We start from the raw sequence: 25,471 nt of genomic DNA, 5'->3' as shown, positions 1-25,471 counted from the left end.
CCCTGGAGGATCCGGCCGCCGGCCTCAGCGCAGCAGCTCGGCCCAGTTGCCCGGAACCCGCCCGGCGGGGCCCGGCGCGGGCTGGTCGAGCGGATGGCTCACCGGGGGAGCGAGCTCGGGACCGGCCTCGTAGAGCTCCGAGGTGTCGTAGTCCCAGAACCAGTTCTCGCCCGGCTCGAAGCTCTGGATGATCGGATGCCCGGTGCCGCGCGCGTGCGCGGTGGCGTGCTTGGCCGGGGAGTCGTCGCAGCAGCCGATGTGCCCGCACTGGGCGCAGCGCCGCAGATGGAACCACCATCCGCCGGCGGCGTCGCACTCGGTGCAGCCGGTGCCGCTCGGCGGTACGGACGGGTCGATTCCGTTGGGCGTGGTCATGACGGCTCCTCCGAGGCTTCCGCGGCGGTCTCCGCGAGGGTCAGGGGCAGGCGTACCTGGAAGCGGGTGTCGCCGGGCACGGACTGCACGCTGAGGCTGCCGTGGTGCTTGTTGACCACGATCCGCCAGGAGATGTCCAGGCCGAGCCCGGTCCCCTCGCCCACCGGCTTGGTGGTGAAGAACGGGTCGAAGATCCGGTCGCGGATCTCCTCGGGCACGCCGGGGCCCGTGTCGCGGAACTCGACGAGGACATGGTCACCGTCGGCGGCGGTGCGCACCGTCAGCTTCCCCTCGCCGGCCATCGCGGAGGCGGCGTTGTCGATGAGGTTCGTCCACACCTGGTTCAGCTCACCGGGGAAGGCGGGGATCCGCGGCAGCGACCGGTCGTAGTCCTTGACGACCTTGATGCCGGAGCCCATCTTGCCGGCGAGCATCATCAGGGTGCTGTCGAGCAGTTCGTGCACGTCGGCGACCTGGTAGGGCGCGCGGTCCATCTGCGAGTACTGCTTGGCCGCGTCCACGAGGTGCGAGATACGGGTGGTGGAGTCCTCGATCTCGTTCATCAGCAGCTCGGTCTCGACCGTGTAGTTGAGCCACCGGACCGCGCCTTCGAGGGTCGGCCCGTCCACGGCCGCCGCGACCTGGTCCAGCCAGTCGGTGTCGAGACCCGCCTGCACGAAGGTCGGGGCGAGCTGCCAGCCGCCCGCGATGTCGTGGTCGTCGAGCCAGTCGGCGAGCGCGTCCTCCCGGTCGGAGGCCTCCAGCGGGGTCAGCGGGGTGGCCTTGGCGACCTGTTCGGCGGTCCGCTCCTGGATCTCGACCAGCGTCTCCAGGGCGTCGCGCGCGTACGGACCCGAGGCGATCATCCCCAGTTTCTGCCGCATGTGGGCCACCCGGTCACGCAGCGCCGAGGTGGCCCGTACGGCCGCCGCGGCCGGGTTGTTGAGCTCGTGCGTGAGCCCGGCCGACAGCGAGCCGAGCGCCAGCAGCCGCTCGCGCTGCCCGACGGTGCGCTGGGCGTTCTGGCTGCCGAAGAACATCCCCTCCAGGAGATGGACGGCCATGGGGAACCAGTCCCGCAGGATGGCGGCGAACGTCGCCGCGGGCAGCACGAAGAAGCGTGACGACTCGGTGGCCCGCATGGAACCCTTGTACTGCGCGTCCCCCGGGTCGCTGAGATACGCCTGCATCGCGCCCGCGTACACCCCGCGCTGGGAGGTACGGCTGATCTCCACGTCGTCCGCGCCGACCCGGCGCGACATCACGACCGTGCCCTCCAGGAGCACGTAGAAGCAGGTGGCCGGATCACCCTCGGTGTAGACCGGCCCGGGGTCGAACTGCTCCGTCCGGCCCTCACGGCACAGCCGGTCCAACTGGTCGCGGTCGAGTTTCTCGAACAGGAACAGCGTGCTCAGCTCCGCCGCGTCGCACGGCACCGGCCGCCCGCTCACGACTGCTCCAGATAACGGTGGACGAGCATGACGGCCATGGCTCCCTCTCCGACCGCGGACGCGACCCGTTTCGCCGACTCGGCGCGCGCGTCCCCGGCCACGAACACGCCGGGCACATTGGTTTCCAGGTGGTACGGCGGCCGGTCCAGTTCCCAGCCGTGCGGGGGCTGCCCGTCGGGTGTCATGTCCGGGCCCGCCACGATGAAGCCGCGGGCGTCCCGCAGGACCGTGCCCTCCAGCCAGTCGGTGAGCGGGGCCGCGCCGATGAACACGAACATCCACTGCGCGTCGACGAGTTCGGTGTGGCCGCTCTCCACATCGCGCAGCGTGAGCTGTTCCAGATGGCCGTCGCCGTGCGCGGAGTCCACGACCGTACCGGTGCGCACCGAGATGTTCGGCGCGTCCGAGATCTGCTCGACCAGGTAGTGCGACATCGAGGCGGTCAGCGAGGAGCCGCGCACCAGGATGGTGACGGACTTCGCGCCCCTGGCCAGGTACATCGCCGCCTGGCCCGCCGAGTTCGCGCCCCCCACGATGTACACGTCGTGGCCCTGGCAGGCGGCGGCCTCGGTCAGCGCCGAGCCGTAGAAGACACCGCAGCCCGTCAGCTCGGCGATGCCCGGGGCCTGGAGCTGGCGGTACGAGACCCCGGTCGCGAGGATCACCGCGTGCGCGGAGATCGCTGAGCCGTCGGAGAAGCGGATCGTGCGCGAGGCGCCGGTCACCTCCAGTCCGGTCACCTCACGCGCGGTGAGGATCTCGGCGCCGAACTTCGCGGCCTGCCGCCGCGCCCGGTCGGTGAGCTGTCCGCCGGAGACGCCGTCGGGGAAGCCGAGGTAGTTCTCGATCCGTGAACTCTGGCCCGCCTGTCCGCCCGTCGCGGACCGCTCCACGAGCACGGTGCGCAGGCCCTCGGAGGCGCCGTACACGGCGGCCCCGAGCCCGGCCGGGCCGCCGCCGATGACGACGAGGTCGTAGAACTCCGAGGTGGGCGTCGTGGCGAGCCCCACGTGCGCCGCGATCTCGGGGTCCTCGGGTTCGACGAGCGGGGTGCCGTCCGGGGTGACCACCAGCGGCAGCCGCTCACCGTCCTGCCCGGCGGCGCTCAGCAGCCGCTGCCCCTCGGGGGTGTCGGAGGAGTACCAGCGATAGGGCACCTGGTTGCGGGCCAGGAACTCCCGGACGCCCGAGGAACGCGCCGACCAGCGGTGTCCGACCACCTTGCAGGCGCCCACGGGCCGGTAGTCGCTGGCCCGCCACGCGTCCAGGAGGTCGTCGACGACCGGATAGAGCTTCTCCTCCGGCGGATCCCAGGGCTTGAGCAGATAGTGGTCGAGGTCGATCACGTTGATCGCGTCGATGGCGGCGTTGGTGTCCGCGTACGCGGTCAGCAGCACCCGTCGGGCGCCCGGGTACACGTCGAGGGCCTGTTCCAGGAACTCGATGCCGTTCATCTGGGGCATGCGGTAGTCGGCGAGGATGACCGCCACCTGGTCGCCGCGCAGCTTCAGCTCGCGCAGCGCCTCCAGCGCCGCGTCGCCGGACTCGGCGCGCACGATCCGGTGACCCTCGCCGTAGCGGCGCCGGAGGTCGCGGGCGACGGCTCGCGAGACTCCGGGGTCGTCGTCGACGGTCAGAATGACGGTCCGCGCCGGACTGGCGGCCTGGGTCATACCTCTCCCACCCCGAGCAGGTCAGTTGCGTTCCGGCCGAGCGGGCGCCCGGGGCGCCGCGGGGCCGGTACAGAGCCAATCGTATGTACGATCGGTCACCTTTGCTCGGGAACCGGCCACCCGCCGGGCGGCTCCGGGGCATCCGCCGGGGCCAGCAGGGGGTCGCGGACCTCGGGGAGGATGTTCGCGACGTAGTCCTTCACGGCCGCTTCCAGCCCGATGTCGTGCTGGGCGCGCTCGGACAGGAACCAGCGGTGTTCGAGGAGCTCGTGGTACAGCTCGGCCGGGTCCATGGAGCCGCGCAGCTCCGGGGGCACGGCCCGGACCGTCGGGCGGAACACGTCCCGCACCCAGCGGTGGGCGAGCACCTCGGGCCGGGCGGCGCCCGGACGCCCCTCGCCCCGGCCGGTGCCGCGGCCCGCGGAGCCCGGTGCGTAGTCGTCCTGGGTGGCCATCCAGCTCTCCAGGTCGTTCAGGAGCCTGCGGGCCTGGTTCTCCTCGGTGTCGAGTCCGGTCAGCCGCAGGAGCTGGCGCTGGTGGTGGCCCGCGTCGACGACCTTGGGCACGAAGGTGACGGTGTCGCCGTTGGACGAGCTCGCGATGTGCATCTCGGCGACGTCGAAACCGAGGTCGTTGAGCCGGCGTATGCGGCGGTCGATGTAGTGGTACTTGCCCGCCGGGTACACCGAGGTGCGGGTCAGCTCCTCCCACAGGCTCCGGTAGCGGGCGCAGATCTCCTGGCCGAACTCGATCGGGTCCACCGAGGGGTGCAGGGCGCCCGCGGCCTCAAGGTCGAGCAGTTCGCCGCTGATGTTCACCCGGGCGAGATCGAGGTCGTACTCGCGCTGACCGGTGCTGAGCCGCGGGTGCAGTTCACCGGTCTCGGCGTCCACCAGGTACGCGGCGTAGGCTCCCGCGTCGCGCCGGAACAGCGTGTTGGACAGCGAGCAGTCGCCCCAGGCGAAGCCCGCCAGGTGCAGCCGCACCAGCAGGACGGCCAGCGCGTCCATCAGCCGGTGCATGGTGGCGGGCCGCATGGTCGTCTCGAACATCGACCGGTACGGCAGCGAGCCGCCCAGGTGCCGGGTGATCAGCACCGACTCCAGGGGCTCGCCGGCCGCGTCCGTGCGGCCGGTGACCACGGCGAGCGGGTCGACCGCGGGTATCCCGAGCCGGTCCAGGCCCAGCAGCAGTTCGTACTCGCGCACCGCGGGCCGTTCGGCGAGTTCCTTGACGGCCACCACCTCGTCGCCGGCGCGCGCGTAGCGCACGACGTGCCGGGAGATGCCGCGCGGCAGCGGCACCAGATGGTGCTCGGGCCACTCCTCCAGGGGCAGTTGCCACGGCAGTTGGAGCAGGAGCGCGGGGTGCTCCGGGTTGGTCGCGCTGAACTGCAGAGCCATGGCCGGGCTGCCCTCACCTCGGGTCGAACGCTGATCGGGGCCCCAGCATCTACGACTGATCGCCCAGACGGAAGACGCGCCGGGCGTTGCCCGACAGGAACAGCGCGGTGGTCTCCTCGTCCAGGCCCAGATCGTCGAGGTGCTCCAGGGCCCGACTCGGTTCGATCATGGGGTAGTTGGAGCCGAACAGGACCTTCCGTCGTCCCCGGCCGCGCAGGTACGCGACCAGTTCCGGGGGATAGCGGCGGGCGGTGTAGGCGCTGGTGTCGATGTACACGTTGGCGTGCTTGTCCGCGACCGCGATCATCTCCGTGGTCCAGGGGTAGCCGATGTGCCCGCAGACGATGGTCAGTTCGGGGAAGTCGAGCGCGACCTGGTCGATGTACGGGATGGGGCGGCCGGTCTCGGAGGGGCGCAGCGGTCCGGTGTGCCCGACCTGGGTGCAGAACGGGACGCCGAGTTCGGCGCAGGCGGTGTACAGCGGGTAGTAGAGCCGGTCGGTGGGCGGCAGTTGCCACAGCCACGGGATGATCCGCAGGGCCACGAAGCCCAGTTCCCCGACGGCCCGCCGGAGTTCGCGCACCGCGGCGACGGGACGGGTGAGGTCGGCGCCCGCCACCCCGCGCAGCCGCCCGTCGGACCGGGCCACGAATCCGGCGACCTCGTCGTTGGTGATGAGGGCGCCCTGAGGTCCGTACCAGGCCGAGGCCAGACCGGTGTCCACCCCCGCCTTCGCCAGCGCGGCCAGGGTGACCTCGACCGGCAGCTCCTCCGCCGGCGTCCTCATGCCCGTCCAGCGGCGCAGGGACTCGAACATCTCGTGGTTGGAGTGACGGAGAGTGGGGTGCTGCATCCACGCGTCGACGACCGGCATGGTCTTGTGCCCTCCCTGAGGCGGTGTCCGAGCGCTTGCTCACCCCGACCCTAGGGCGCTCCGCGCTCCCGGGCCACACCTCACGCCGGGCGCTTCCCCGGGCACCCGCGGCTCACACCCGGCCCCGCGCCCCCTGGTCACCGGCCCGGGACGCGTCGCCCCACGGCTACACGCCCACCGCGTCCACGAGGGTGGTCAGGGCCGCGGCCAGGCGCGCGAACCCGGGACCCACGACGCCTCCCGGTTCCTTCATGTACGTGTCCCGCCGGATCTCCACCATCAACGCCGTCACCCCGGGCTCCCGTTCGTAGTACCGCAACGGGACGTACGCGCCCGAGAACGGGCTGTCGATCCCCACACCGCCGAGCCCGGCGAACGCCTTCTCCGCGAGCGCGACCAGCTCCGGCGGCGTGTGGAAGGAGTCGGTCCCCAGGCAGACCGGCGGGCGCGGCCCGTCGCCGTGCAACTCGTAGGGCAGCCGGGCCGTCGGGTACGAGTGGACGTCGATGATCACCGCCCGTCCGGTGGCGGCCAGCCGGTCGCTCACCGCCGCCGTCATCGCCTGCGCGTAGGAGTGGAAGTAGCGCTCGATCAACGGCCGGGGATCGGTGTCGGCGGGCCGCAGCGGCGCCCGGTGCGTCGTCCGGGTGTAGACCGCGCCCATCCCGACCGCGAGCATCTCCTCACGCTCGTCCGGGAAACGCTCGGGATCGACGACCAGCCGGGACAGCCGGTTGACGAACCGCCACGGTCTCAGTCCGGCCGCCTCGGCCGCCGCCGAGGCCAGTTCGGCGGTGTGCGCGTCGGTGATGTGGTCCAACTCGCTCTCCAGCGCCGGGTCGTCGAGGAGGATGTCCTCACGGACCGGCGCGGGGATCTCCCTGGAGGAGTGCGGCACGTGCAGGATCACGGGCGAGTGGACCGCTCCCGGCAGGAGCGCGAAGGAGTCCGGGCCGTCCGGGCCGTCCGGGGACGCGAGGATGTCGTTCATGGAGATCACTCTCGCAGCCGGGTCCGACAATGGGCAGGACCCGATGAGCGCGCCACGTGCGTACGGCGGGGGCGGGCGCACTCAGGGACGCGGCGGGCACGGCACCGCGCGCACGCCGCCAAGCGCATGCCCAGACGCGCACGCCGCCCGGGCCCGTGCGCCACGGGGCGCACGGGCCCGGCGGTGCGCCCCGTGTCGCGCGTCTCGCCGCCCTGCGTTCAGACACTGCCCCCGCGGCGCGCGTAGTGCTCGATGAGCGCCGCCCGGGTCGTTTCCAGGCGGTGGGCGAGGATCGCGGCGATCGTCCGTGTCAGCGACAGCTCGAGCGTCGGATCCTGGTCGCACAGCGTCCGTACCTCGGCGGCGTCGAACTCGTAGGCGCGCACCGGGCTGAAGGCCTCGGCACCGAAGTCCCAGGTGTGCGGACGGAACAGCCACGACCAGCCGAGCAGGTCGCCGGGCCCGAGCTGGGCCACGGTGATCCGCCGGTCGGCGATGACCCGCTGGTACAGCGAGACCGTTCCCGAGCGGACCACCCAGAAGCGGTCGGCGGTGCCTCCCTCCTCGAAGATCGGCCCGTCCGCGGGGAAGGACACCTCGCGGGCCACGCTCATCAGCCGATCGCGGTGTTCGGGGGAGAGCGCGTGCAGGAGCCGGAGAGCAGTGGGCATCGCGGACCTCCATCGGGCCGCCGCCTGGACCGAGGGGCCGGCGGCGCCTGTCGTACCGGTGGTATCCCGTCATCCTCTATTGGAGCCCGAACGGCGTAATCCGGCGCGCCGGATCACGGGCGCGTTCGCCGTGGGGCGGTGGTGGGCGTGTGGTCCGGCGCGTCATCCGGCGGCCCTGGACGTCACCGAGAACCGCGCCCCGTCGGGGTCGATGATGAGCGCCTCCATCGAGCCGATGCCCTGCTGGTGCGCGGTGCCGCCGTGGGCGCGCGCCGCCCGGACGCAGGCCTCCACGTCGTCGACCGCGAAGTGGATCTGCCAGTGCGGCCGCAGGCTCGGGTCGGGGGCCGCGCCGATGGCGCCGGAGTGGATCCGGGCCACGACGTCGCCGAAACTGCGCAGGACGACCTCGTTCTCCTCGTAGTCGACCTCGCAGCAGCCCGGGACGGAGGAGGCCCAGCCCAGCACCTCGCCGTAGAAGATGGCGGCGTCGAAGGCGTCGCGGGTGTGCAGGCGGATGAACGAGGGGGCGGCGTTGCGCCAGCGTTCCCAGCCGGACACCAGGTCGCCCTCCCAGATCCCGAAGACCGCGCCGTCCCGGTCGGCCAGCAGCGCGGCCCGGCCCGGGGGCAGCGAGATCGGGCCCACCGCGGTGGTGCCGCCGCGCTCCTGGCTGCGCGCGACGGTCTCGTCGGCGGAGGCCACGGCGAAGAACGCGGTCCAGGAGACCGCCGTGTTCGCCACGAAGTCGACCTTGGCGACCCCCGCGACCGGGACCCCGGCGACACTGGCGACGCGGTACTGCTCGCCCAGCAGGGTGCCCGGGGCCCACCTCCAGCCCAGAACCGCGCTGTAGAAGTTCTGGGCGGCCCTCAGGTCGCGGGTGGTGAGACTGACCCAGCACGGCGCGCCGAAGACCGCCTGGCTGGTGACGACACCGGTGTCGAGAGTTCCGTCGCTCTTCATCGCCGCCCGTCCTGACGCGATCGGCCGACAGCGGTCACGCGGGGGTGCGGGGCCCTCGTGGGGCGCCCGGACGTGAGTTCAGCCGTGAGAGGCCTTCCGTACCGGAAGGCCCCCGACGGCGTCAGCAGCACCTGCGGATCCGCTGTCCCATCACCAACAGCATCTCCCGCTTCGGCGCCGCGCGCACCACGCGAAGGTCAGACGCGCGGGCGCTCCAGCGTGAGGAGCAGGCCCTCCACGGCGCCGGGGCCTATCCGGCCCTTGACGTCCGCGGCCGTGATCGCCTTGAGCGCCCACCCGTCCTCGGCATGCTTGTTCAGGACCTTTTCCAGCTTGTCGCTGTCCAGAGCGTCGCCGATCAGCGATTCACGGAACGTGACGACCTTGTATTCGAAGGTGTACGGGGTGCTCATGGTGGTGGTGCTCTCCTGCGTGTCGGTTGGCATGGCCGGGCCCACCCAATCACTCTTCGGGGGCGAGGCACAGGGGCGTACCGGACCGCAGGGCTACTTTTGTTGAAACTTCAGGAAGTGCCGTGCCGAGGAGGCGTCCTGACGGTCGGCCGGAGAGAGGCGCGCGGCCGGGGCGTCGTAGCGTGGACGCGGGTCTACGGGATGCCGTGACGGCGGATTCAGGGGGCGCGATGTGCTGGAGTGCGACGGCCGATCTGGTCGCCGGTGCCGGGATCGCCGCGGTCGGGGCTGCCTGTGTGATCCGGTCGCGGCGCAGGACGGACCTCCCGCTGGCCGCGCTGCCGTTGCTGCTCGGCGCCCACCAGATCGTCGAGTCCCGGGTCTGGGACGCCGGCGGCGGTACGGGGCCCGCCACCGTGGCCTGGGCCGTGATCGCCCTCCCGCTGCTGGCCGTGTGGGTGCCGGCGGGCGTGCTGTGCGCGGCACCGGGCCACGCCAGGCGCCGGCTGCTGCTCCCGCTCGCGGCCGGTGTCGCGACCGCGGCCGCCCTCGCGCACGCCATGACCGTCCGTCCCGTCAGGGCCGAGATCCGGGGTCACACCATGGGGTACGTCGTCGACCTGCCCCGGCCCGGACTGGTCATCGCGGGCTACCTCCTCGCCACCGTCGGCGCGTTGCTGGTCTCGGGCGACCGCGGGCTGGTACTCCTCGGCGTCCTGACCGGAGCGGGCGCGGTGATCTGCTGGTCGCTGTGGGAGCTGGAGTTCGTCTCCACGTGGTGCGCGTGCGCCGCGGTCGTCTCGGTGACCCTGCTGGGCTGGGTCAACTCCCGGGAGGCCGTCGCCCCACCGGAACGGGTGCGTCAGACGTGAGGTGAGGCGCCCGTGCGGGATCGGGGATCCGGCGGAGCGAGGCGCGGGTGCGGGATGCGGGTGACTCGGCACAGGGGACTGTGCCGATCCCCGTGCTGTGACGTGTCACCGGCGACGGGGTGATCCGGTGATCCGGCGGATCCCGGGTACGCGGCGAACCGTGGATGACCTGACGAGTTCCTCAAATGTGTCGGCCAGGGTCGAGGCATGATCAACTCCGCACACCGTGTTCGCGCGGCGATCGCCGCCGCCTCCTTCCTGCTCGCCGGCTGCGGCGGCATCGCGGCCGAGAAGCCCGCCCCGGGAGCCGGCGGCGCTCCGGCGGGTCACGCCGGGGCGACACGGACGCCCGCACCGACCGCCTCGCGCACGGCGGTCTCCGGCCGACTGCCGGGACTCGGCCCGAAGACCCTGGCCGCCGTTCCGTCACGGACCCGTCAGGCCGTCGTGGTGACCGGCGGCGGCAGGGACTCCTCGCGGTCCACCGTGGTGCTGTACGAGCGTACGGAGGCGGGCTGGACGGCAGGCCCGAGCCGGCCCGCGCGCAACGCCCTCAAGGGCTGGACCGACCACCACCGTTCCGGCGACCTCCGTTCCCCCATCGGCGTCTTCACCCTGACCGACGCGGGCGGGCTGCGGCCCGACCCCGGCACCCGGCTCCCGTACGACCGCTCGGGCGCCTTCACCTCGCCCGGCACCGGCTTCGAGGGCGAGCCGTTGGCCGGCTCCTTCGACTACGTGGTCGCCGTCAACTACAACCGCAAACCCGGCACCACGCCCCTGGACTGGACCCGGCCGATGGGCGCCGGCCGCGGCGGGGGCATCTGGCTGCACGTCGACCACGGCGGGCCCACCCACGGATGCGTCGGCCTGCGTGAGAAGGACATGGTGGAGCTGATGCGCGCCCTGGACCCGGCCCTGCACCCCGTGGTGGTCATGGGGGACGCGGCGTCCCTGGCGCGCTGACACCCACGGGAGGCGCCGGGGCCCCACCCCGGTCTCCCAGCCCGCACCGGACCTCTCCGCACCGGGCCCGCCGGGACCGGACCTGCTCGCACCGGACCCACCCGCACCGGGCCCGCCCGCAGTGTCCAGGGCGGATGTCAGGAAGGTGTCAGCGTGTGGGAAGCCCCTCTCACCCGCCGCGGCGCGGTCGGCAGCACCTACGATCGGCCGCGTGTGCGCATACGTGCTGGTCGCGGAGGACGACGAGAAGCAGGCGGAGCTGATACGCCGTTCGCTGCTGAGCGAGGGCCATACGGCGGCCGTGGTCCACGACGGTGCGGCGGCGCTCGCCGAGGTCCGCCGGCACCGGCCCGACCTCGTCGTCCTGGACCTCATGCTCCCGGTGATCGACGGCTTCGGAGTGTGCCGGGTGCTGCGGGAACACGACGACGTCCCCGTCCTGATGCTGACCGCCCGCTCCACCGAGGACGACGTCCTGCTCGGCCTGGAACTCGGCGCGGACGACTACATGACCAAGCCGTACAGCCCCCGCGAGCTCATGGCCCGCATCCGTACGGTACTGCGGCGCGGCGGTCGGGCCGCGGGGGGACAGCGGCCCGACCCGGTGGTCAGGGCGGCGGGGATCGAGGTGGACCCGCTGCGGCACACCGTCCTGTGCGACGGCTCGCCGGTGGACTGCACCCCCGGCGAGTACGCGATCCTGCTCGCCATGGCCGGTGAGCCCGAACGGGTCTTCTCCCGACGGCAGTTGCTGCACCACACCCGGGGCATCGACCGCGCCTCGACCGAGCGGGCCATCGACGTGCACATCATGAACCTGCGCAAGAAGACCGAGACGGACCCGCGCAGACCGACGCGTCTGGTGACCGTCTTCGGCGTCGGGTACAAGCTCAGGGGCGACCGGCCGTGAGCCGTGCCGTGCCGCTGCGCAAGAGCCTGCTGGTGAGGCTGCTGATCACGTCCGTGCTCGTCGCCCTGTGCTCCGTGGCCGCGACCGCCTGGCTCGCGGTGCAGACCACCACCCGGGCCATCCAGGAGGAGCAGGGCCAGGTGCTCGCCGAGGACATGGACATCCTGCGGCAGCTCAGCGGCTACGCGGCCACCCACGCCGACTGGTCCGGAGTCGACGGGACGCTGCGCGCGATCTCGCGGAGGACGGGCCGGCGCATCGCCCTGACCGAGGGCGACCGCACCCCCTTCGCGGACTCCGCGTCCCGCCGGACCTCCCTGCCGCCCCGGGCCGCCGCCGCCGTCGACCCGCTGCGCACCGACACCTACACGGAACCCGGAGCGCAGCTCGCCGGGGTCGACCCACGTGCCGTGGGCCCGTACCGGCTGACCACGAACGAGCGGCTGAAGGTGGCCAAGCTCGCCACCGTGCGCCAACTCTGCTTCTCCCGCAACGGCGTTCGCACCCGCACGGAGCGGATGCCCAGCGGCCGGACCGTGCTGAAGGGCGTGGACGGGACCATCGACCCCGGCTACGTGCCGAACGAATGCGCCGACGGCCTGCTCAACACCCCCACCCCGACCGAACAGAAGGCCCTGGACGCGCTGTCGGCACTCACCCGGAGCTGTCTGGACCGGCACCAGGTGCACCTCGGCCGCTCCCTGGCGCTGCCGCTGGAGGCCGCGAGCGGGGCCACCCCCGTCCCCTACCTGACGGGAAAGAGGCCGGTCGACCAGGACGGACCCCTCGCCCGTACGGCCAACGCCTGCGTCGCCGAGGCCCGGCGCGCCCAACTCGATCCCTACGTCGCCCCGGTCGCGCAACTCTTCCTCGGCACGGGGGACACACCCGTGCCCCGCTTCGACATGTCGGCCGCCAACAAGGCCAAGGTGATCGGTGTCGCCGGACTCGTCCTCGCCCTCACGGTGGCCGTGACCGCGCTGGTCGCCGGCCGGCTCGTACGCCCCCTGCGCGCGCTGACCGAGGCCGCGCGGCAACCCCCGGAGCGGCACGCACGCGTGCCCGTCACCACCCGGGACGAGACCGGCGTCCTGGCGCTCGCCTTCAACCAACTGACCGAGCGCCGCGAGCGGATGGAGGCCCAGCGCAAGGCGATGGTCAGTGACATCGCGCACGAACTGCGCACACCGCTCACCAACATCCGGGGCTGGCTGGAGGTGGCCCGCGACGGCATCGTGGACCCCGACCCGGAACTGCTCGCCTCCCTCCACGAGGAGGCCGTGCTCCTGCAACGCGTCATCGACGACCTCCAGGACCTCGCGGCCGCCGACGCGGGCACGCTGCGGCTGCGCCACGAGGAGGTGCGCGCCGACGAACTCCTCGAACAGGTCGCCGCGGCGCACCGCGTCGGCGCGGAGGCCGCCGGCGTCCGGCTGGTGACCGAGGTGACCGGCACGCCCTGGCTGGACGCGGACCCCGTACGGATGCGTCAGGCGCTCGGCAATCTGGTGTCCAACGCGACCCGCCACACCCCGGCCGGCGGCACGGTCACCCTCTCGGCGCACATCGAGGAGGACGAGGTCGTGTTCGCGGTGGCCGACACCGGCGCCGGCATCGCCCCCGGAGACCTGGACAGTGTCTTCGACCGGTTCTGGAGGGCGGAGAAGTCCCGCAGCCGGCGCACCGGCGGCAGCGGTCTGGGCCTCGCCATCGTGCGGCAACTGGTCGCCGCCCACGCCGGAACCGTCTCCGTCACCAGCGAGGTCGGCACCGGCTCGGTGTTCACCCTGCGGCTGCCCCGCACACGGTCCACGGCCTCGGCCACCGGCTGAGGAGCGGGAGGCGTCCCGTCACCGGAACACGTTGTCGGAGTCGTCCAGGATCGAGGGATCGCCGATCATCGCCTCGCGCGGCACCCGCGTCGAGGTCTGGTACATCGCCTCGATCTCGGCCGCGTACCGCCGGGCGATCGCGTCCCGGCGCAGCTTCAGCGACGGTGTCAGCAGTCCGTTGGACATGTCGAAGGGTTCCGGGAGGACACGGAAGACCCGGATGGACTCGGAGCGCGACACGGTGGAGTTGGCCGCCGCGACCGCGCGCCTGACCTCCTCGCGCAGCTCGTTCTCCTCGCGCGCGTCCCGGGCGGGCGTCTCCCCCTTGGCCCGGGCGGCGCGCCAGTGCGTCACAAATTCCGGGTCCAGCGTGATGAGAGCGCCCACACAGGGCCTGTTGTCGCCCACGACGGCCGCCTGATGGATGAGCGGATGGACCCGCAGCCGCTCCTCCAGCGCCGCGGGGGCCACGCTCTTGCCCCCGCTGGTGATGATGATGTCCTTCTTGCGCCCGGTGATGGTCAGATAGCCCTCGGAGTCGACCCGGCCGATGTCCCCGGTCGCCAGCCAGCCGTTGCGGAACGAGGCCGCGGTCGCCGCCGGGTCGTTGATGTAGCCCTGGAACACCGAGGGCCCCCACACGAGGATCTCCCCGTCGTCGGACACCTGGATCTCCGTGCCCGGCAGGGGACGCCCCACCGTCCCGAACTTCTCCCGCCCGACCGGCTGGGCGGTGATGCCTCCGCTGGTCTCGGTGAGCCCGTATCCGTCGTGGACGAAGATGCCGATCCCCGCGAAGAACAGGGCGAGTTCACGGTTCAGCGGGGAGCCGCCCGAGACCGCGCCGCACACCCGCCCGCCGAGGGCGGCACGCAGCCGCTTGTACACCGTCTTCTCGTAGAGGGAGTGCTGGAGCCGCAGATCGAACCCGGGCCCCGGTCCCGTGCCGAGCCGCTGCTTCTCCTCGGCCATGGCGAAGTCCTGCGCGGTGCGCACGGCACGCTCGAACAGCACGCCACGGCCCGCCCGTTGGGACGCCCGCACGAAGTTCTTGTAGATCCTCTCGAACACGGAGGGGACGGCGTACAGATAGGTCGGCCGGAACGAGAGCATGGCCTCGGAGAGGGTCTCCTCCCGCAGATCCGGCTCGTGCCCCATCAGGATGCCGCCGCGCAGACAGATCCCCTGGATCATCAGCCCGTAGGCGTGGGAGAAGGGCAGGAAGGCGAGCACGGCCGGCTGCGTGTCCGGCGGGGCGGCCGTCCGCCTCCAGCCTTCGAGCAGCGTGTCGCAGGGGCTCGCCAGGCTGCGATGGGACAGGGCGCAGCCCTTGGGCTGTCCGGTCGTGCCGGAGGTGTACGCGATGACCGCGGTCGAGTCGGCCAGCACGATCCGGCGCAGCGAGTCGACCGCGGTCGCGGGTATCGCCCGGCCGCGCTCCACGAGCTGGGCCATCGCGCCGGCGTCCAACTGCCAGACGTGGCGCAGGAACGGGAGCGCGGCGCACGCCGAGCCGACCGTCATGATGCCCTGTTCGTCCTCGACCACCACGCCCACGCAGCGCGCGTCCTGAAGGATCCACGCGACCTGTTCGTGCGACGAGGTCGGGTAGACGGGCACGATCTCGGCGCCCACCGACCACAGGGCATAGCTGAGCACGGTCCACTCGTACCGGGTGCGCGCCATGATGGCCACGCGGTCGCCCGGCCGGATGCCGGACCGGACGAACCCCCGTGCCACGTCGAGGACTTCGTCCCACAGCTCGGCCGCCGTCACCTGGACCCAGCCGCCCGAGCGGTCCTCGGCGCGGCGCGCGACCTGGGGCAGATCGGGGGTGTTGAGCGCCGCTTCGCGGAGGCTGTCGGCAAGTCCCCCCTGGGTGGGCGCGGTCGGCGGTGCGGGAAGGTGGGACTGATACATGCGCCGCTCCGGGATTCTCCTCGACGCGACCTCACCCCCGGAGGCGCCGATGCCAAGGATTACTGAATGTAGCCCACTGGGGAGCGTTCCGTGTCCTGTTCGAGTACGCGGCCGCCCCTGCCGGGTCCTCGCCGGCCGGCTCGTCGCCCGGAGACGGTGAGGAGCCCCGTCCAGGGCGCGGGCACGGCGGAGGTGCGCGGGTCTACCGGGCGGGAAGGGCGGGCTCGGATCCGGGGGGTACGCAGTACCACGCGAGTCCGGCGGCGGTCAGGTAGGCGAACGCGCCGATGGCCGTGCTGACGCGGAGCCCTTCGCCATAGGTGGCGGCGGTGGCGAGCAGGGTGCCACCGAGGGCGACACCGGTGGCACTGCCCACCTGGCGGGCGGCGTTGAAGAGGGCGGAAGCCGTCCCGGAGTACGCCGGAGGCGCGGAGCCCATCACGGTCGAGGTCGTGCCGGTGAGCGCGAAGGAGGTGCCGAATCCCACGGCCATCATGGGGGCGACGAGCAGGGGATAGGCGGGGTCGGTGCCCGCCGCGGTCCAGCCTGCCAGGCCCGCGGCGGCCAGGAGCATCCCGGCGATCACCAGCGGACGGTCTCCGGTGCGGCGGGCGAGCCGGGCCGACAGGACGGAGGCGAACATGGTCATCGCCACGGCGGGCAGCAGGGCCGCCCCCGTCTCGAGCGCGCTGAGGCCGCGCTGGTGCTGGAAGTACAGGCTGACGGTGAACACCATGGCGTAGAAACCGAAGTTGAAGATCAGGCCGATGGCGGCGCCGCCGCCCAGCGCGCGCGACCGCAGCAGGTCCAGCGGCACCGCGGGAGATCGCGCCAGTCGTTCGCGGACGACGAAGGCGACGGCCGCCAGGACGGACAGGCCCGCCCCGGCGAGGACCGCTGGAGCGGTCCAGCCGCGTCGTCCGGCCTCGTTGAGCGCGCCCGTCAGCAGGGCCACCGCCGTCACCACCGCACACTGCGCGGGCCAGTCGACGGCGCGGGAGGTCAGGCGGGGCGAGGGGCCCACGTGGCGCAGCGTCAGCGCCAGACAGGCGACGCCCACCGGCAGATTGATCAGGAACACCCAGCGCCAGCCCACCGTGGACACCAGCAGACCGCCCAGCAGCGGCCCCGCCGAGGCCGCGACGCCGGCCATGGACCCCCACAGCCCGAAGGCCCTCGAACGAGCGGCCGGAGCGCGATACGTCTGCCGGAGCAACGCCAGTGAACCGGGCACGATCAACGCCGCCCCCAGCCCCTCCACCAGACGCGCCGCGGTCAGGAAGGGAGCGCCGGGCGCGAGGGCGCAGGCGGCGGAGGACACCGTGAACACGGCCACACCCGTGCAGAAGATCCGGCGGTTGCCCCACCGGTCGCCCAACGCGCCACCCAGCAGCAGAAAGCCGGCGAAGACCAGGGTGTATCCGTCGGTGATCCACTGGACGCCCGTGACGGAGGCGGACAGCTCCCGGCCGATCACCGGCACCGCCACGCTGACGACCGTCACGTCCAGGATCACCATGAAGTACCCGGCGCACACGGCGAGCAGCGGGAGCAGAGACGGCTCACCACTTGCCCTGTCCGCCTGCCCCGGGCCGGCTGACGCCCCGTCATCGGCCGGTTCTGAGAACGTCATGCCCGCGACCCATCCTTCACCCGTTTTCTTGACAAAGGCCACATTACGGGTGTTCCCGAGGGTGGGAGTGGGGCGTCTGTGGGGGGTGTTCCCGCGTGCTCCCGGCTCCGGGCGGAGCCCGCGCGGCAAGTGGCTCGGGGGCAAGCCGCGTTGGCGGCCGATCAGCAGGCCGCCGCCCGCACGCCACCACACGGTGCGAGCCCCAGGTCGTGAGTCCGGTCGGCGGCGTGCCCTGGGCGGATTTCTCCCTGTCCACCCTTCCGGGAAGCGGTCCCGGGCTGACAGACTCCGTTGGTGCGCGACTTCGACATGCTCGTCATCGGATCCGGCCCGGGTGGACAGAAAGCCGCCATCGCAGCGGCGAAGCTCGGCCGTCGGGTCGCCGTCATCGACCGCCCCGACATGGTCGGCGGGGTCTCCATCCACACCGGAACCATCCCCTCCAAGACGCTGCGTGAGGCGGTCCTGTATCTCAGCGGCCTCAGTCAGCGGGATCTGTACGGCCAGAGCTACCGGCTGAAGGAGGACATCACCGTCGCCGATCTGACCGCTCGCACCGAGCACGTGGTCAGCCGCGAGGTGGACGTCATCCGCAGTCAGCTCTCGCGCAACCACGTGTCCCTGTTCGCCGGCGTCGGCCGCTTCGTGGACGACCACACGGTCGCCCTGGTCGAGGCGAACGGCACCGAGAAGCGGTTGAGCGCGGACCACATCGTCATCGCCACGGGCACGCGGCCCGCGCGGCCCGACACCGTCGAGTTCGACGGGCGGACGATCATGGACTCGGACAACGTCCTGAACCTGGAGCAGGTGCCGCGTTCCATGGTCATCGTCGGCGCCGGGGTGATCGGCATGGAGTACGCCTCCATGTTCGCCGCCCTCGGCTCCAAGATCACGGTGGTCGAGAAGCGGCCCGGGATGCTCGACTTCTGCGACGTCGAGGTGATCGAGTCGCTCAAGTACCACCTGCGCGACCTCGCCGTCACCTTCCGGTTCGGTGAGACCGTCGCCGCCGTGGAGCGGCACTCCCGGGGCACGCTCACGGTCCTGGAGAGCGGCAAGAAGATACCCGCCGACGCGGTCATGTACTCGGCGGGGCGACAGGGCCTCACCGACGAACTCGACCTCGGCAAGGCGGGGTTGTCCGCCGATCCGCGCGGTCGGATCAAGGTGGACGAGCACTACCGCACCGAGGTGCCGCACATCTACGCCGTCGGTGACGTCATCGGCTTCCCGGCGCTCGCGGCCACCTCGATGGAACAGGGCCGGACGGCGGCGTACCACGCCTGCGGCGAGCCGGTGAACCGGATGCTCGACCAGCAGCCGATCGGCATCTACACCATCCCGGAGATCAGCTTCATCGGCCGGACCGAGGACCAGCTCACCGAGGACTGCGTGCCGTTCGAGGTGGGCATATCCCGCTACCGGGAACTGGCTCGGGGGCAGATCATCGGCGACTCGCACGGCATGCTGAAGCTGCTGGTCTCGCCCGAGGACCGAAAGCTCCTCGGCGTCCACTGCTTCGGCACCGGCGCGACGGAGCTCATCCACATCGGCCAGGCCGTCATGGGCTGCGGCGGAACGGTCGACTACCTGGTCGACGCCGTCTTCAACTACCCGACGCTCGCCGAGTCCTACAAGGTCGCCGCGCTGGACGCGACCAACAAGATCCGCCAGATCGACCGCCTCAGGGACTGACCGCCGTACGCGATCCCTCACGCGATCCCGTACGAGACTCCCGCAAGGGGGTGCGGCACAGGATCGCGGTGCGGGATCGCGGTGCGGGACTTCGCGAACATACTGCGCGACACGGTTCGGGCATGGCACCGTGGACCCAGGGTCTGGCCCGTCGCTCCCCCCGTGGTGACGGGTCAGACCTCTGTGCCGTCCGGCAGGAAAGCCGACGGTCCCGGAACTATCGTGAAGAGCGGCCGGTCCGCGCCGGAGCCCGAGGACACGACGGGACCGACTCCACGGCGGCCCTGTGCCGTCCCGACGAGGAGGAGCCGGATGAACGGCACGATGCGGGCGGTACGCGGTCATCGGCGGGGCGGTCCCGAGGAGCTGATCTACGAGGACGCGCCGAAGCCGGTCCCCGGTCACGGTGACGTGCTGGTCGAGGTGCGGGCGGCGTCCGTCACGCCGGGGGAGCTGGACTGGGACGCGACCTGGACCGACGACTTCGACGACGGCAGCCCGCGGCTGCCGGTCGTGCCGTCCAAGGAGGTCTCCGGGGTCGTCTCCGAGCTGGGCCACGGCGTCACGGAGTTCAGGCCCGGCGAGGCGGTCTACGGCCTGATCCCCTTCATCCGGGACGGAGCGGCGGCCGAGTACGTGACCGTTCCCGCGGCGGTGCTCGCCGCGAAGCCGGGATCGCTCGACCACGAGCGGACCGCCGCGCTGCCGCTCGCGGGCCTCACCGCGTGGCAGGGCCTGGTCCGCCATGCGGGCGTCACGTCCGGACAGCGCGTGCTGGTGCACGGCGGCGCCGGCGGCGTGGGTTCGTTCGCCGTCCAGGTCGCGGCCGCGCTGGGGGCCGAGGTGACGGCCACCGCCTCGGCCGGTGACACGGACTTCGTACGGGGCCTGGGCGCGGACACCGTGATCGACTACGCCGGACAGCGCTTCGAGGACGAGGTGAAGGACGCGGACGTCGTCTTCGACACCGTCGGAGGGGACACCCAGGCCCGGTCCTGGGAGGTGCTGCGTCCGGGCGGAGTCCTGGTCAGTGTCGCCGAACCGCCCACGCCGCCGGAGGGGGCGGACGCCCGCGCGGTGTTCTTCGTGGTCGAGCCGGACCGCGCCGGTCTCGAGGAACTGACGGCACTCGTCGAGGCGGGCCGGCTGATCCCGCAGGTCGACCGGATCCTTCCCCTGGAGAGCGCCCCGGGGGCGTACGCGGCCCTCGAACGCGAGCACCGGCGGGGCAAGATCGTACTGCGCGTCTCCTAGCGAAGCCCCGGCTCCGGGGCCCCTCGTCCAAGGCGACCGAACGCGACCGGAGGGGCCGGGCGTCGTCGTGCCGTGGGGGCCGTCACACGTGACAGCGGGGGTGAACAAGCGCTTAGATAGTGATTCCGACCTCGTTCGCGCGTGCTGGAGGCCCCGTTGCTGTTCACATCCGTCGACGACGTCTCCGCACGCCTCGCCGACACGGGCTATCTGGCGTCGCCCGCCGTCGCCACCACGGTCTTCCTGGCCGACCGCCTCGGCAAACCCCTTCTGGTCGAGGGCCCCGCGGGCGTCGGCAAGACCGAACTCGCCAAGGCGGTCGCCCAGGTCGCCGGAGCCCGGCTCGTCCGCCTCCAGTGCTACGAAGGCGTCGACGAGTCACGGGCGTTGTACGAGTGGAACCACGCCAAGCAGCTTCTGCGCATCACCGCGGGCCGGGACGAGACGTGGGACGAGACACGCACGGACATCTTCTCCGAGGAGTTCCTGCTGCCGCGCCCGCTGCTGACCGCCATCCGCGGCGACGAACCGAAGGTCCTGCTGATCGACGAGACCGACAAGGCCGACATCGAGGTCGAGGGCCTGCTGCTCGAAGTGCTCAGCGACTTCCAGGTCACCGTCCCCGAACTGGGCACGATCACCGCGACCAGCCGCCCCTTCGTGGTGCTCACCTCGAACGCGAGCCGCGAACTGTCCGAGGCCCTGCGCCGCCGCTGCCTCTTCCTCCACATCGGCTTCCCCGACGAGGAGCTGGAGCGCAGGATCGTACGGCTGAAGGTGCCCGGACTCGACGAGGCGCTCACCGAGTCCGTCGTACGGGTCGTCGGGGCGCTGCGGGAGATGGACCTGCGGAAGGTCCCCTCCGTCGCCGAGACGATCGACTGGGCCCGCACCCTGCTCGCGCTGGGCGCCGCCACCCTCGACGAGAACGTCGTACGCGACAGCCTCGGCGTGATCCTCAAGCACCAGGACGACGTACTGAAGGCGGCGGCCAAGCTCGACCTGGGCGCCGTGTGAACGCCGCCGTGCCGGCGGACGGTGTCGGTGACCGGCTGACCGGACTCGTCGGCGCGCTGCGCTCGCACGGCGTGCGGATCGGTACCGGCGAGACCGTGGACGCCGCGCGGGCCGTGGCGGCGCTGGGCTTCGCCGACCGTGACCTGCTGCGCGAGGGCCTGGCCGCCACCCTCCTCCACGAACCGGGACAGCGCCGGGTGTTCGACCCCGTCTTCGACGTGTACTTCCCGCGCGGCGTGGGCGGGCCGGACAGCCCGGCCCCCGCGGACCGGGACGAGCTGCGTGAGCGTCTGGCGGCCGCCCTGGCCGCCGACGACCAGGCGCTCATGGGGCAGTTGGCGATCGAGGCCGTCGACGGTTTCGGCGGCTACGGAGGGACGACGGCGACGGACGGCTGGTCGTCGTACCAGACCCTCGACCGGCTGCGGCCGCAGACGCTGCTGGCCCGGGTGCGGGACACCGTCCGCGCGCGGGGCGGCGCGGAGGGATTCACCGACCGTCTCCTGGAGGACGAGATCCGCCGGCGGATCGAGGTGTTCCGCGGGCAGGTCGCGTCCGAGGCCCGGCGGCGGATCGCGGAGCGCCGCGACCGTGACGCGATCGCCCGGCGCGCCATCGCCCCGACCGCCGACCGCGTCGACTTCCTGTTCGCGGGCCGGGACCGGCTCGCCGAACTGCGCAAGGCCGTGCAGCCGCTCGCCCGCAAACTGGCCACCCGCCTCGCCGCGCGCCGCCGCCGCGCGCACCGGGGCACCATCGACCTGCGGCGCACCCTGCGCGGATCGCTGTCCACGGGCGGGGTGCCGATGCGCCCGGTGCTGCGCAGGCGCCGCCCGGTGCGGCCCGAACTGGTGCTGCTGTGCGATGTGTCGGGTTCGGTGTCGGGCTTCTCGGACTTCACGATGCTGCTCGTGCAGGCGCTGCACGACCAGTTCAGCAAGGTGCGGGTGTTCGCCTTCGTCAACCGGGTCGACGAGGTGACCGGTCTGATCGGACCGGGCACCGCCGACCCCGAGGGACTGAGCGCCCGGATCCGCGCCGAGGCGGCCATCACGCGCTGGCACGGGAGCAGCGACTACGGCGTCGCCTTCGGCGAGTTCGCCGAGCGGTACACCGGCGCGGTCGGCTCCCGGACGACCGTCTTCGTCCTCGGCGACGCCCGGACGAACATGAGCGACCCCAACCTGCCCGCCGTGCGGCGGCTCGCCCGGCAGGCCCGCCGCCTGTACTGGCTGAACCCCGAGGCACGCTCGCAGTGGGGGACGGGCGACTCGGCCGCTCTCGACTACGCCGGCCTCGTGGAGATGCACGAGTGCCGCAACGCCCGGCAGCTCAGCGCGCTGATCGGCAGCCTGCTTCCCGTCTGAGCGGCTCGCGGTCCCCGCCGTGCGGCGGCCTCAGCGCGCCAGGAGCCTGCGCAGCCAGACGAGCCGGGCGGCGCGGGCGGCCCGGGCGAGCCCGGTGTGCGGGGCGAAGGAGTCGAAGCCGTGGAAGCCCCCGGGCCACACGTGCAGCTCGGCCACCCCGCCCGCCTGCCAGATCCGCGACGCGTAGTCGACGACCTCGTCCCGGAAGGTCTCCGCGGAGCCGACGTCGAGGAAGGCCGGGGGCAGCCCGGACAGGTCCGAGGCACGCGCCGGGGCGGCGTAGGCGGGCACGTCCGGGCCACCGCGCGCCGCGCCCAGGACGGCCGTCCACGCGGTCTCGTTGGCCGTACGGTCCCACGCGCCGACGCCCGCCATCTGGTGCGCGGACACCGTGTCGTTGCGGTCGTCGAGCATCGGGTACATCAGGACCTGCCCGAGCGGCCGCGGCCCCTCACGGTCCCGGGCGAGCAGGGCGAGCGCCGCGGTGAGGCCCCCGCCCGCGCTGGCGCCCGCGATCACGATCCGCTCCGGATCGCCGCCGAGCTCCCCGGCGTGCCGCGCCGTCCACAGCAGACCGGCGTAGACGTCCTCCACCCCGGCCGGATACGGGTGCTCGGGTGCCAGCCGGTACTCCACGGACACCACGACCGCGTCCAGCTCCCTCGCCCACTCCAGGACGAGCTCCACCCCGGCCCGGTTGGTGCCGAGGACCATGCCCCCGCCGTGGGAGTGGTAGATCACCGGGCGCGGCCCGTGCCCGGCCGGTGCTCGCGGCCTGATGACGAGCAGCGAGATCTCGGGAGCGCCCTTCGGCCCCGGCACGGTCACATCCGTGGTCGTGAAGGCACCGCCGTCGGTGAGGTCGTACGCGGGTACGGCGGCCTGCTGTACGGCGCGCAGGGCGGCGATGTCCGCCAGGGTCGGCCCGGACGGTACGGAGGGCCCGACCGCCGCCAGCGCGGCGTCCAGTTCGGGGTCGAACGGGGGCGGTACCAACAGCATGACGTCTCCTCGCGCCGAGCCCGGCGGCTCACGGATCCCATGATCGGGCGCCGTGGTCCCGGGCCGGGAGCCGCCGTACGGCGGAACCTGCCCCCGGCCCGGCCGGTCATGCCCGCCGCGGTGACGCCCGGAGACGTCACCGCGGCGGACACGGGACCGGATCGCGCGGAAGAGGTCAGCCCACGATGCGGTGGGTCGTCCAGAACGACGTCAGGTCCGTGGTCGTGGCGGCCTGGGCGGCCGCCTTGAACTCGGCCGTGGTCGAGACGCCGTACCAGTGCGAACTGGCGTAGCTCTTCAGCAGGTTGGTCATGGCGGTGTCGCCGAGCACGCGCCGCAGGTCGTGCAGGGCGCACTTGCCGTAGCCGTAGACGACGGTGGAGTAGCGGGACGAGTGGGCGTCCCAGTAGGCCATCGAGTTGGTGATGTTCTCCGCGCTCGACGCCCAGGAGACGCTGCTCCAGCAGCTCGTTCCGGTCTTGCCCTGCGCCAGGTCGGTGGCGTAGTCGGTGAACGCCTCGTCGAGCCAGGGGCTGTTGTACTCGTCGTCACCGACGATCCCGTAGAACCACTGGTGACCGATCTCGTGGGTGAGCGCTGTGGTGCTGACCAGGTCGAGGACGAACCCGGGGTACTCCATGCCGCCGAACCAGTAGTTGTTGTCGATCACCGCGTCGAGCTCGCCGTACGGGTACGCGCCGAAGCGCGCGGCGTGGGCGTCCACCGCGGACTTGGCGGTGGAGAGCATCGACTGCGCGTCGGAGGAGCTGATGCCCGAGACGGAGTAGATGTTGATCGCGGTGCCGGCGGTGGAGGTGCCGGAGATCTTGGTGAACGGCCCGGCGGCCCAGGCGAAGTCACGGACCTTGGAGGCCGTGGCCGTGGTGACGGTACGGCCGCTCGAACCGGCGGTGTCGACCGAGGTGCCGGTGGCCGGGACGAGGAGGCTCGTCGGGTGGTCGAGGGTCACGTTGAAGTCGGCGGCCAGGGAGTAGAAGGACTCGCCGTTGTTGGTGTACGGGTCCAGGTGCCAGCCGGAGCCGTCCTTGACCGCGAGCACGGGCAGTGCGTTGCCGATGTTGACGAAGGCTCCGTCGTACCCGAAGCGGTCGGCGCCGCTGGGCACGGTGATGGCCAGGTCGAAGCCGATCGTCGCGCTCTGGCCCTGGGCCAGCGGTGACGACAGGCTGATCTGGAGCGCGGTGCAGGCCACCGAGAGCGAGCCGGCGGTGCCGCCGGTGACGTTGCTGACGGTGATGGGCATCGCGGAGCAGGTGCCGTGGTAGTTGTCCCACAGCCTCAGGTACACCTCGCTGAGCGAGGTGGAGGAGGCGTTGGTGAAGGTCACGCTCTCGTGACCGGTCCAGCCCTTGCCGGTCGTGTTGCTGGTCAGGCTGACCGTGTACCCGGGGGAGGCGGGGGTACGGGTGGAGTCGGCCGGCGGGGTCGTGCCGCCCGAGGTGTTGAGGGCGATGTCGTCGAGGACGAAGCTCGACTGGAGGCTGGAGTCCTCCGTGCCGGTGAAGGCGAGGGTGACGGTCTGGCCGGCGAACGCCGAGACGTCGAAGGTCTTCTGGGCGTATCCCGAGGCCTTGTTGAGGTTCGAGTACGTCGCCAGGGTCGTGCTGCCGATCTTCGCCGTCAGCTTGTCGTAGGCCGTCGACGAGGTCGTCTCCGCCGTGTCGATGTGCAGCCAGAACGTGAGGCTGGCGCTGCTGCACCCGGACGGGATCGTGACGCTCTGGGAGAGCGTGTCGGTGTGGGTGCTGCCCACGCCGTCCAGCCAGGCGAAGGTGGTGCCGCCGTGGGCACTCTGGCCGGTGCGGCTGGTGATCACGGAGGTCGAGGACTGGGTCCAGGGCGAAGTGCCGCTCTCGAAGCCGCCGTTGGTCACCACCTGGGCGGGTGTGCAGGCCGCCGCGGCGGCCGGTGCGGTGCTCGTCTCGGCGGCCGCGGGGGTGCCGGGGAGCGAGACGGCGGCCAGGGCGGCGATGGTGATGACGCGCGCCGCCAGGGCCTTGAGGGGGGTCGGTCTCACACGAAACTCCTTTGAGGCGGCCGGGATTCCGGCAGCTCGGTGGCGGCCCGGGACGACTGGGGTGCGCCGCTGGGTGGCCGCGACCGCGCACGGGTGCGCGCGGTCGCCTGGTGAGATTTCCGTGCCGTCACCCTGGGGTCAGGGC

General features: G+C 72.2%; 21 protein-coding genes. 8 read left to right on the top strand and 13 right to left on the bottom strand.

Translation table 11 applies throughout. The features are described from left to right. Positions 1 to 24: 24 nt before the first annotated feature. The 9 genes from ACZ4TO_RS02670 to ACZ4TO_RS02630 form a co-directional block, all read right to left on the bottom strand. Complete coding sequence (locus tag ACZ4TO_RS02670) at positions 25 to 375, bottom strand: UBP-type zinc finger domain-containing protein (protein ID WP_382779920.1); 351 nt, start codon at positions 373 to 375, stop codon at positions 25 to 27. Continuing rightward, on the bottom strand, positions 372 to 1,826 hold the full coding sequence (locus ACZ4TO_RS02665) for an ATP-binding protein (protein WP_382779923.1): 1,455 nt from the start codon (positions 1,824 to 1,826) through the stop codon (positions 372 to 374). Before ACZ4TO_RS02665 ends, ACZ4TO_RS02670 begins: the two co-directional genes overlap by 4 nt. After that, positions 1,823 to 3,499, bottom strand: a complete 1,677-nt coding sequence (locus tag ACZ4TO_RS02660; RefSeq protein WP_382779927.1) for an NAD(P)/FAD-dependent oxidoreductase — start codon at positions 3,497 to 3,499, stop codon at positions 1,823 to 1,825. The genes ACZ4TO_RS02665 and ACZ4TO_RS02660 overlap by 4 nt, the downstream gene beginning before the upstream one ends. Before the next feature lie 95 nt (positions 3,500 to 3,594). Then, positions 3,595 to 4,902: a DUF4032 domain-containing protein gene (locus ACZ4TO_RS02655; RefSeq protein ID WP_468023205.1), complete on the bottom strand. Its 1,308-nt coding sequence runs from the start codon at positions 4,900 to 4,902 to the stop codon at positions 3,595 to 3,597. Between the two features lie 49 nt (positions 4,903 to 4,951). Further along, complete coding sequence (locus ACZ4TO_RS02650) at positions 4,952 to 5,776, bottom strand: amidohydrolase family protein (RefSeq protein ID WP_468023204.1); 825 nt, start codon at positions 5,774 to 5,776, stop codon at positions 4,952 to 4,954. 166 nt (positions 5,777 to 5,942) lie between these two features. Then, on the bottom strand, positions 5,943 to 6,767 hold the full coding sequence (locus ACZ4TO_RS02645) for an N-formylglutamate amidohydrolase (protein ID WP_468023203.1): 825 nt from the start codon (positions 6,765 to 6,767) through the stop codon (positions 5,943 to 5,945). A 218-nt stretch (positions 6,768 to 6,985) separates the two neighbouring features. Next, a complete protein-coding gene (locus ACZ4TO_RS02640; protein ID WP_382779939.1) occupies positions 6,986 to 7,438 on the bottom strand; it encodes a Crp/Fnr family transcriptional regulator in 453 nt (150 codons plus the stop codon). A 162-nt stretch (positions 7,439 to 7,600) separates the two neighbouring features. After that, complete coding sequence (locus tag ACZ4TO_RS02635; RefSeq protein WP_382779941.1) at positions 7,601 to 8,404, bottom strand: VOC family protein; 804 nt, start codon at positions 8,402 to 8,404, stop codon at positions 7,601 to 7,603. A 197-nt stretch (positions 8,405 to 8,601) separates the two neighbouring features. Then, complete coding sequence (locus ACZ4TO_RS02630) at positions 8,602 to 8,850, bottom strand: DUF4177 domain-containing protein (RefSeq protein WP_382779943.1); 249 nt, start codon at positions 8,848 to 8,850, stop codon at positions 8,602 to 8,604. Between the two features lie 197 nt (positions 8,851 to 9,047). Between ACZ4TO_RS02630 and ACZ4TO_RS02625 the strand changes: the two genes are divergently transcribed. From ACZ4TO_RS02625 to ACZ4TO_RS02610, 4 genes are all read left to right on the top strand, one after another. Beyond that, positions 9,048 to 9,689, top strand: coding sequence for a DUF6629 family protein (locus ACZ4TO_RS02625; RefSeq protein ID WP_468023202.1), 642 nt, complete (start codon positions 9,048 to 9,050; stop codon positions 9,687 to 9,689). A 207-nt stretch (positions 9,690 to 9,896) separates the two neighbouring features. Continuing rightward, positions 9,897 to 10,655, top strand: a complete 759-nt coding sequence (locus tag ACZ4TO_RS02620) for a L,D-transpeptidase family protein (RefSeq protein ID WP_451075120.1) — start codon at positions 9,897 to 9,899, stop codon at positions 10,653 to 10,655. Between the two features lie 211 nt (positions 10,656 to 10,866). After that, on the top strand, positions 10,867 to 11,565 hold the full coding sequence (locus ACZ4TO_RS02615) for a response regulator transcription factor (protein ID WP_382779951.1): 699 nt from the start codon (positions 10,867 to 10,869) through the stop codon (positions 11,563 to 11,565). Further along, positions 11,562 to 13,397: a sensor histidine kinase gene (locus ACZ4TO_RS02610; protein WP_468023201.1), complete on the top strand. Its 1,836-nt coding sequence runs from the start codon at positions 11,562 to 11,564 to the stop codon at positions 13,395 to 13,397. The genes ACZ4TO_RS02615 and ACZ4TO_RS02610 overlap by 4 nt, the downstream gene beginning before the upstream one ends. An 18-nt stretch (positions 13,398 to 13,415) precedes the next feature. On the opposite strand, the gene ACZ4TO_RS02605 is transcribed toward ACZ4TO_RS02610, so the two are convergent. Both ACZ4TO_RS02605 and ACZ4TO_RS02600 read right to left on the bottom strand, forming a co-directional pair. Continuing rightward, a complete protein-coding gene (locus tag ACZ4TO_RS02605) occupies positions 13,416 to 15,317 on the bottom strand; it encodes an AMP-dependent synthetase/ligase (protein WP_382779956.1) in 1,902 nt (633 codons plus the stop codon). 202 nt (positions 15,318 to 15,519) lie between these two features. Then, positions 15,520 to 16,950, bottom strand: a complete 1,431-nt coding sequence (locus ACZ4TO_RS02600) for an MFS transporter (RefSeq protein WP_468023200.1) — start codon at positions 16,948 to 16,950, stop codon at positions 15,520 to 15,522. Between the two features lie 294 nt (positions 16,951 to 17,244). Between ACZ4TO_RS02600 and sthA the strand changes: the two genes are divergently transcribed. The 4 genes from sthA (at position 17,245) to ACZ4TO_RS02580 (ending at position 22,286) form a co-directional block, all read left to right on the top strand. Further along, positions 17,245 to 18,648: a Si-specific NAD(P)(+) transhydrogenase gene (gene sthA, locus ACZ4TO_RS02595; protein WP_385038337.1), complete on the top strand. Its 1,404-nt coding sequence runs from the start codon at positions 17,245 to 17,247 to the stop codon at positions 18,646 to 18,648. 312 nt (positions 18,649 to 18,960) lie between these two features. Beyond that, positions 18,961 to 19,902 (top strand): NADP-dependent oxidoreductase, encoded by a 942-nt coding sequence (locus ACZ4TO_RS02590; protein ID WP_382779964.1) that lies wholly within the window; start codon positions 18,961 to 18,963, stop codon positions 19,900 to 19,902. Positions 19,903 to 20,061: 159 nt separating this feature from the next. After that, entirely contained in the window at positions 20,062 to 20,919 is an 858-nt protein-coding gene (locus ACZ4TO_RS02585) for an AAA family ATPase (RefSeq protein WP_382780834.1), read from the top strand. Next, positions 20,916 to 22,286 (top strand): VWA domain-containing protein, encoded by a 1,371-nt coding sequence (locus tag ACZ4TO_RS02580; RefSeq protein ID WP_468023199.1) that lies wholly within the window; start codon positions 20,916 to 20,918, stop codon positions 22,284 to 22,286. The genes ACZ4TO_RS02585 and ACZ4TO_RS02580 overlap by 4 nt, the downstream gene beginning before the upstream one ends. Before the next feature lie 30 nt (positions 22,287 to 22,316). On the opposite strand, the gene ACZ4TO_RS02575 is transcribed toward ACZ4TO_RS02580, so the two are convergent. Beyond that, a complete protein-coding gene (locus tag ACZ4TO_RS02575; protein WP_382779970.1) occupies positions 22,317 to 23,288 on the bottom strand; it encodes an alpha/beta hydrolase in 972 nt (323 codons plus the stop codon). A gap of 175 nt (positions 23,289 to 23,463) precedes the next feature. Beyond that, positions 23,464 to 25,326, bottom strand: a complete 1,863-nt coding sequence (locus ACZ4TO_RS02570) for a M1 family metallopeptidase (RefSeq protein ID WP_468023198.1) — start codon at positions 25,324 to 25,326, stop codon at positions 23,464 to 23,466. Positions 25,327 to 25,471: the final 145 nt, after the last annotated feature.

The organism is Streptomyces sp. NPDC028298 (genome assembly GCF_055565895.1).
Note: the sequence above shows the minus strand (reverse complement) of the source record. Positions and strands in the feature narration are given on the sequence as shown.

Excerpts from the sequence above, each read along its gene's own strand:
- ACZ4TO_RS02670 (WP_382779920.1), bottom strand. The coding sequence starts at position 375 with ATGACCACGCCCAACGGAATCGACCCGTCCGTACCGCCGAGCGGCACC.
- ACZ4TO_RS02660 (WP_382779927.1), bottom strand. The coding sequence starts at position 3,499 with ATGACCCAGGCCGCCAGTCCGGCGCGGACCGTCATTCTGACCGTCGAC.
- ACZ4TO_RS02655 (WP_468023205.1), bottom strand. The coding sequence starts at position 4,902 with ATGGCTCTGCAGTTCAGCGCGACCAACCCGGAGCACCCCGCGCTCCTG.
- ACZ4TO_RS02650 (WP_468023204.1), bottom strand. The coding sequence starts at position 5,776 with ATGCCGGTCGTCGACGCGTGGATGCAGCACCCCACTCTCCGTCACTCC.
- ACZ4TO_RS02645 (WP_468023203.1), bottom strand. The coding sequence starts at position 6,767 with ATGAACGACATCCTCGCGTCCCCGGACGGCCCGGACGGCCCGGACTCC.
- ACZ4TO_RS02640 (WP_382779939.1), bottom strand. The coding sequence starts at position 7,438 with ATGCCCACTGCTCTCCGGCTCCTGCACGCGCTCTCCCCCGAACACCGC.
- ACZ4TO_RS02635 (WP_382779941.1), bottom strand. The coding sequence starts at position 8,404 with ATGAAGAGCGACGGAACTCTCGACACCGGTGTCGTCACCAGCCAGGCG.
- ACZ4TO_RS02630 (WP_382779943.1), bottom strand. The coding sequence starts at position 8,850 with ATGCCAACCGACACGCAGGAGAGCACCACCACCATGAGCACCCCGTAC.
- ACZ4TO_RS02625 (WP_468023202.1), top strand. The coding sequence starts at position 9,048 with ATGTGCTGGAGTGCGACGGCCGATCTGGTCGCCGGTGCCGGGATCGCC.
- ACZ4TO_RS02620 (WP_451075120.1), top strand. The coding sequence starts at position 9,897 with ATGATCAACTCCGCACACCGTGTTCGCGCGGCGATCGCCGCCGCCTCC.
- ACZ4TO_RS02605 (WP_382779956.1), bottom strand. The coding sequence starts at position 15,317 with ATGTATCAGTCCCACCTTCCCGCACCGCCGACCGCGCCCACCCAGGGG.
- ACZ4TO_RS02600 (WP_468023200.1), bottom strand. The coding sequence starts at position 16,950 with ATGACGTTCTCAGAACCGGCCGATGACGGGGCGTCAGCCGGCCCGGGG.
- ACZ4TO_RS02590 (WP_382779964.1), top strand. The coding sequence starts at position 18,961 with ATGAACGGCACGATGCGGGCGGTACGCGGTCATCGGCGGGGCGGTCCC.
- ACZ4TO_RS02575 (WP_382779970.1), bottom strand. The coding sequence starts at position 23,288 with ATGCTGTTGGTACCGCCCCCGTTCGACCCCGAACTGGACGCCGCGCTG.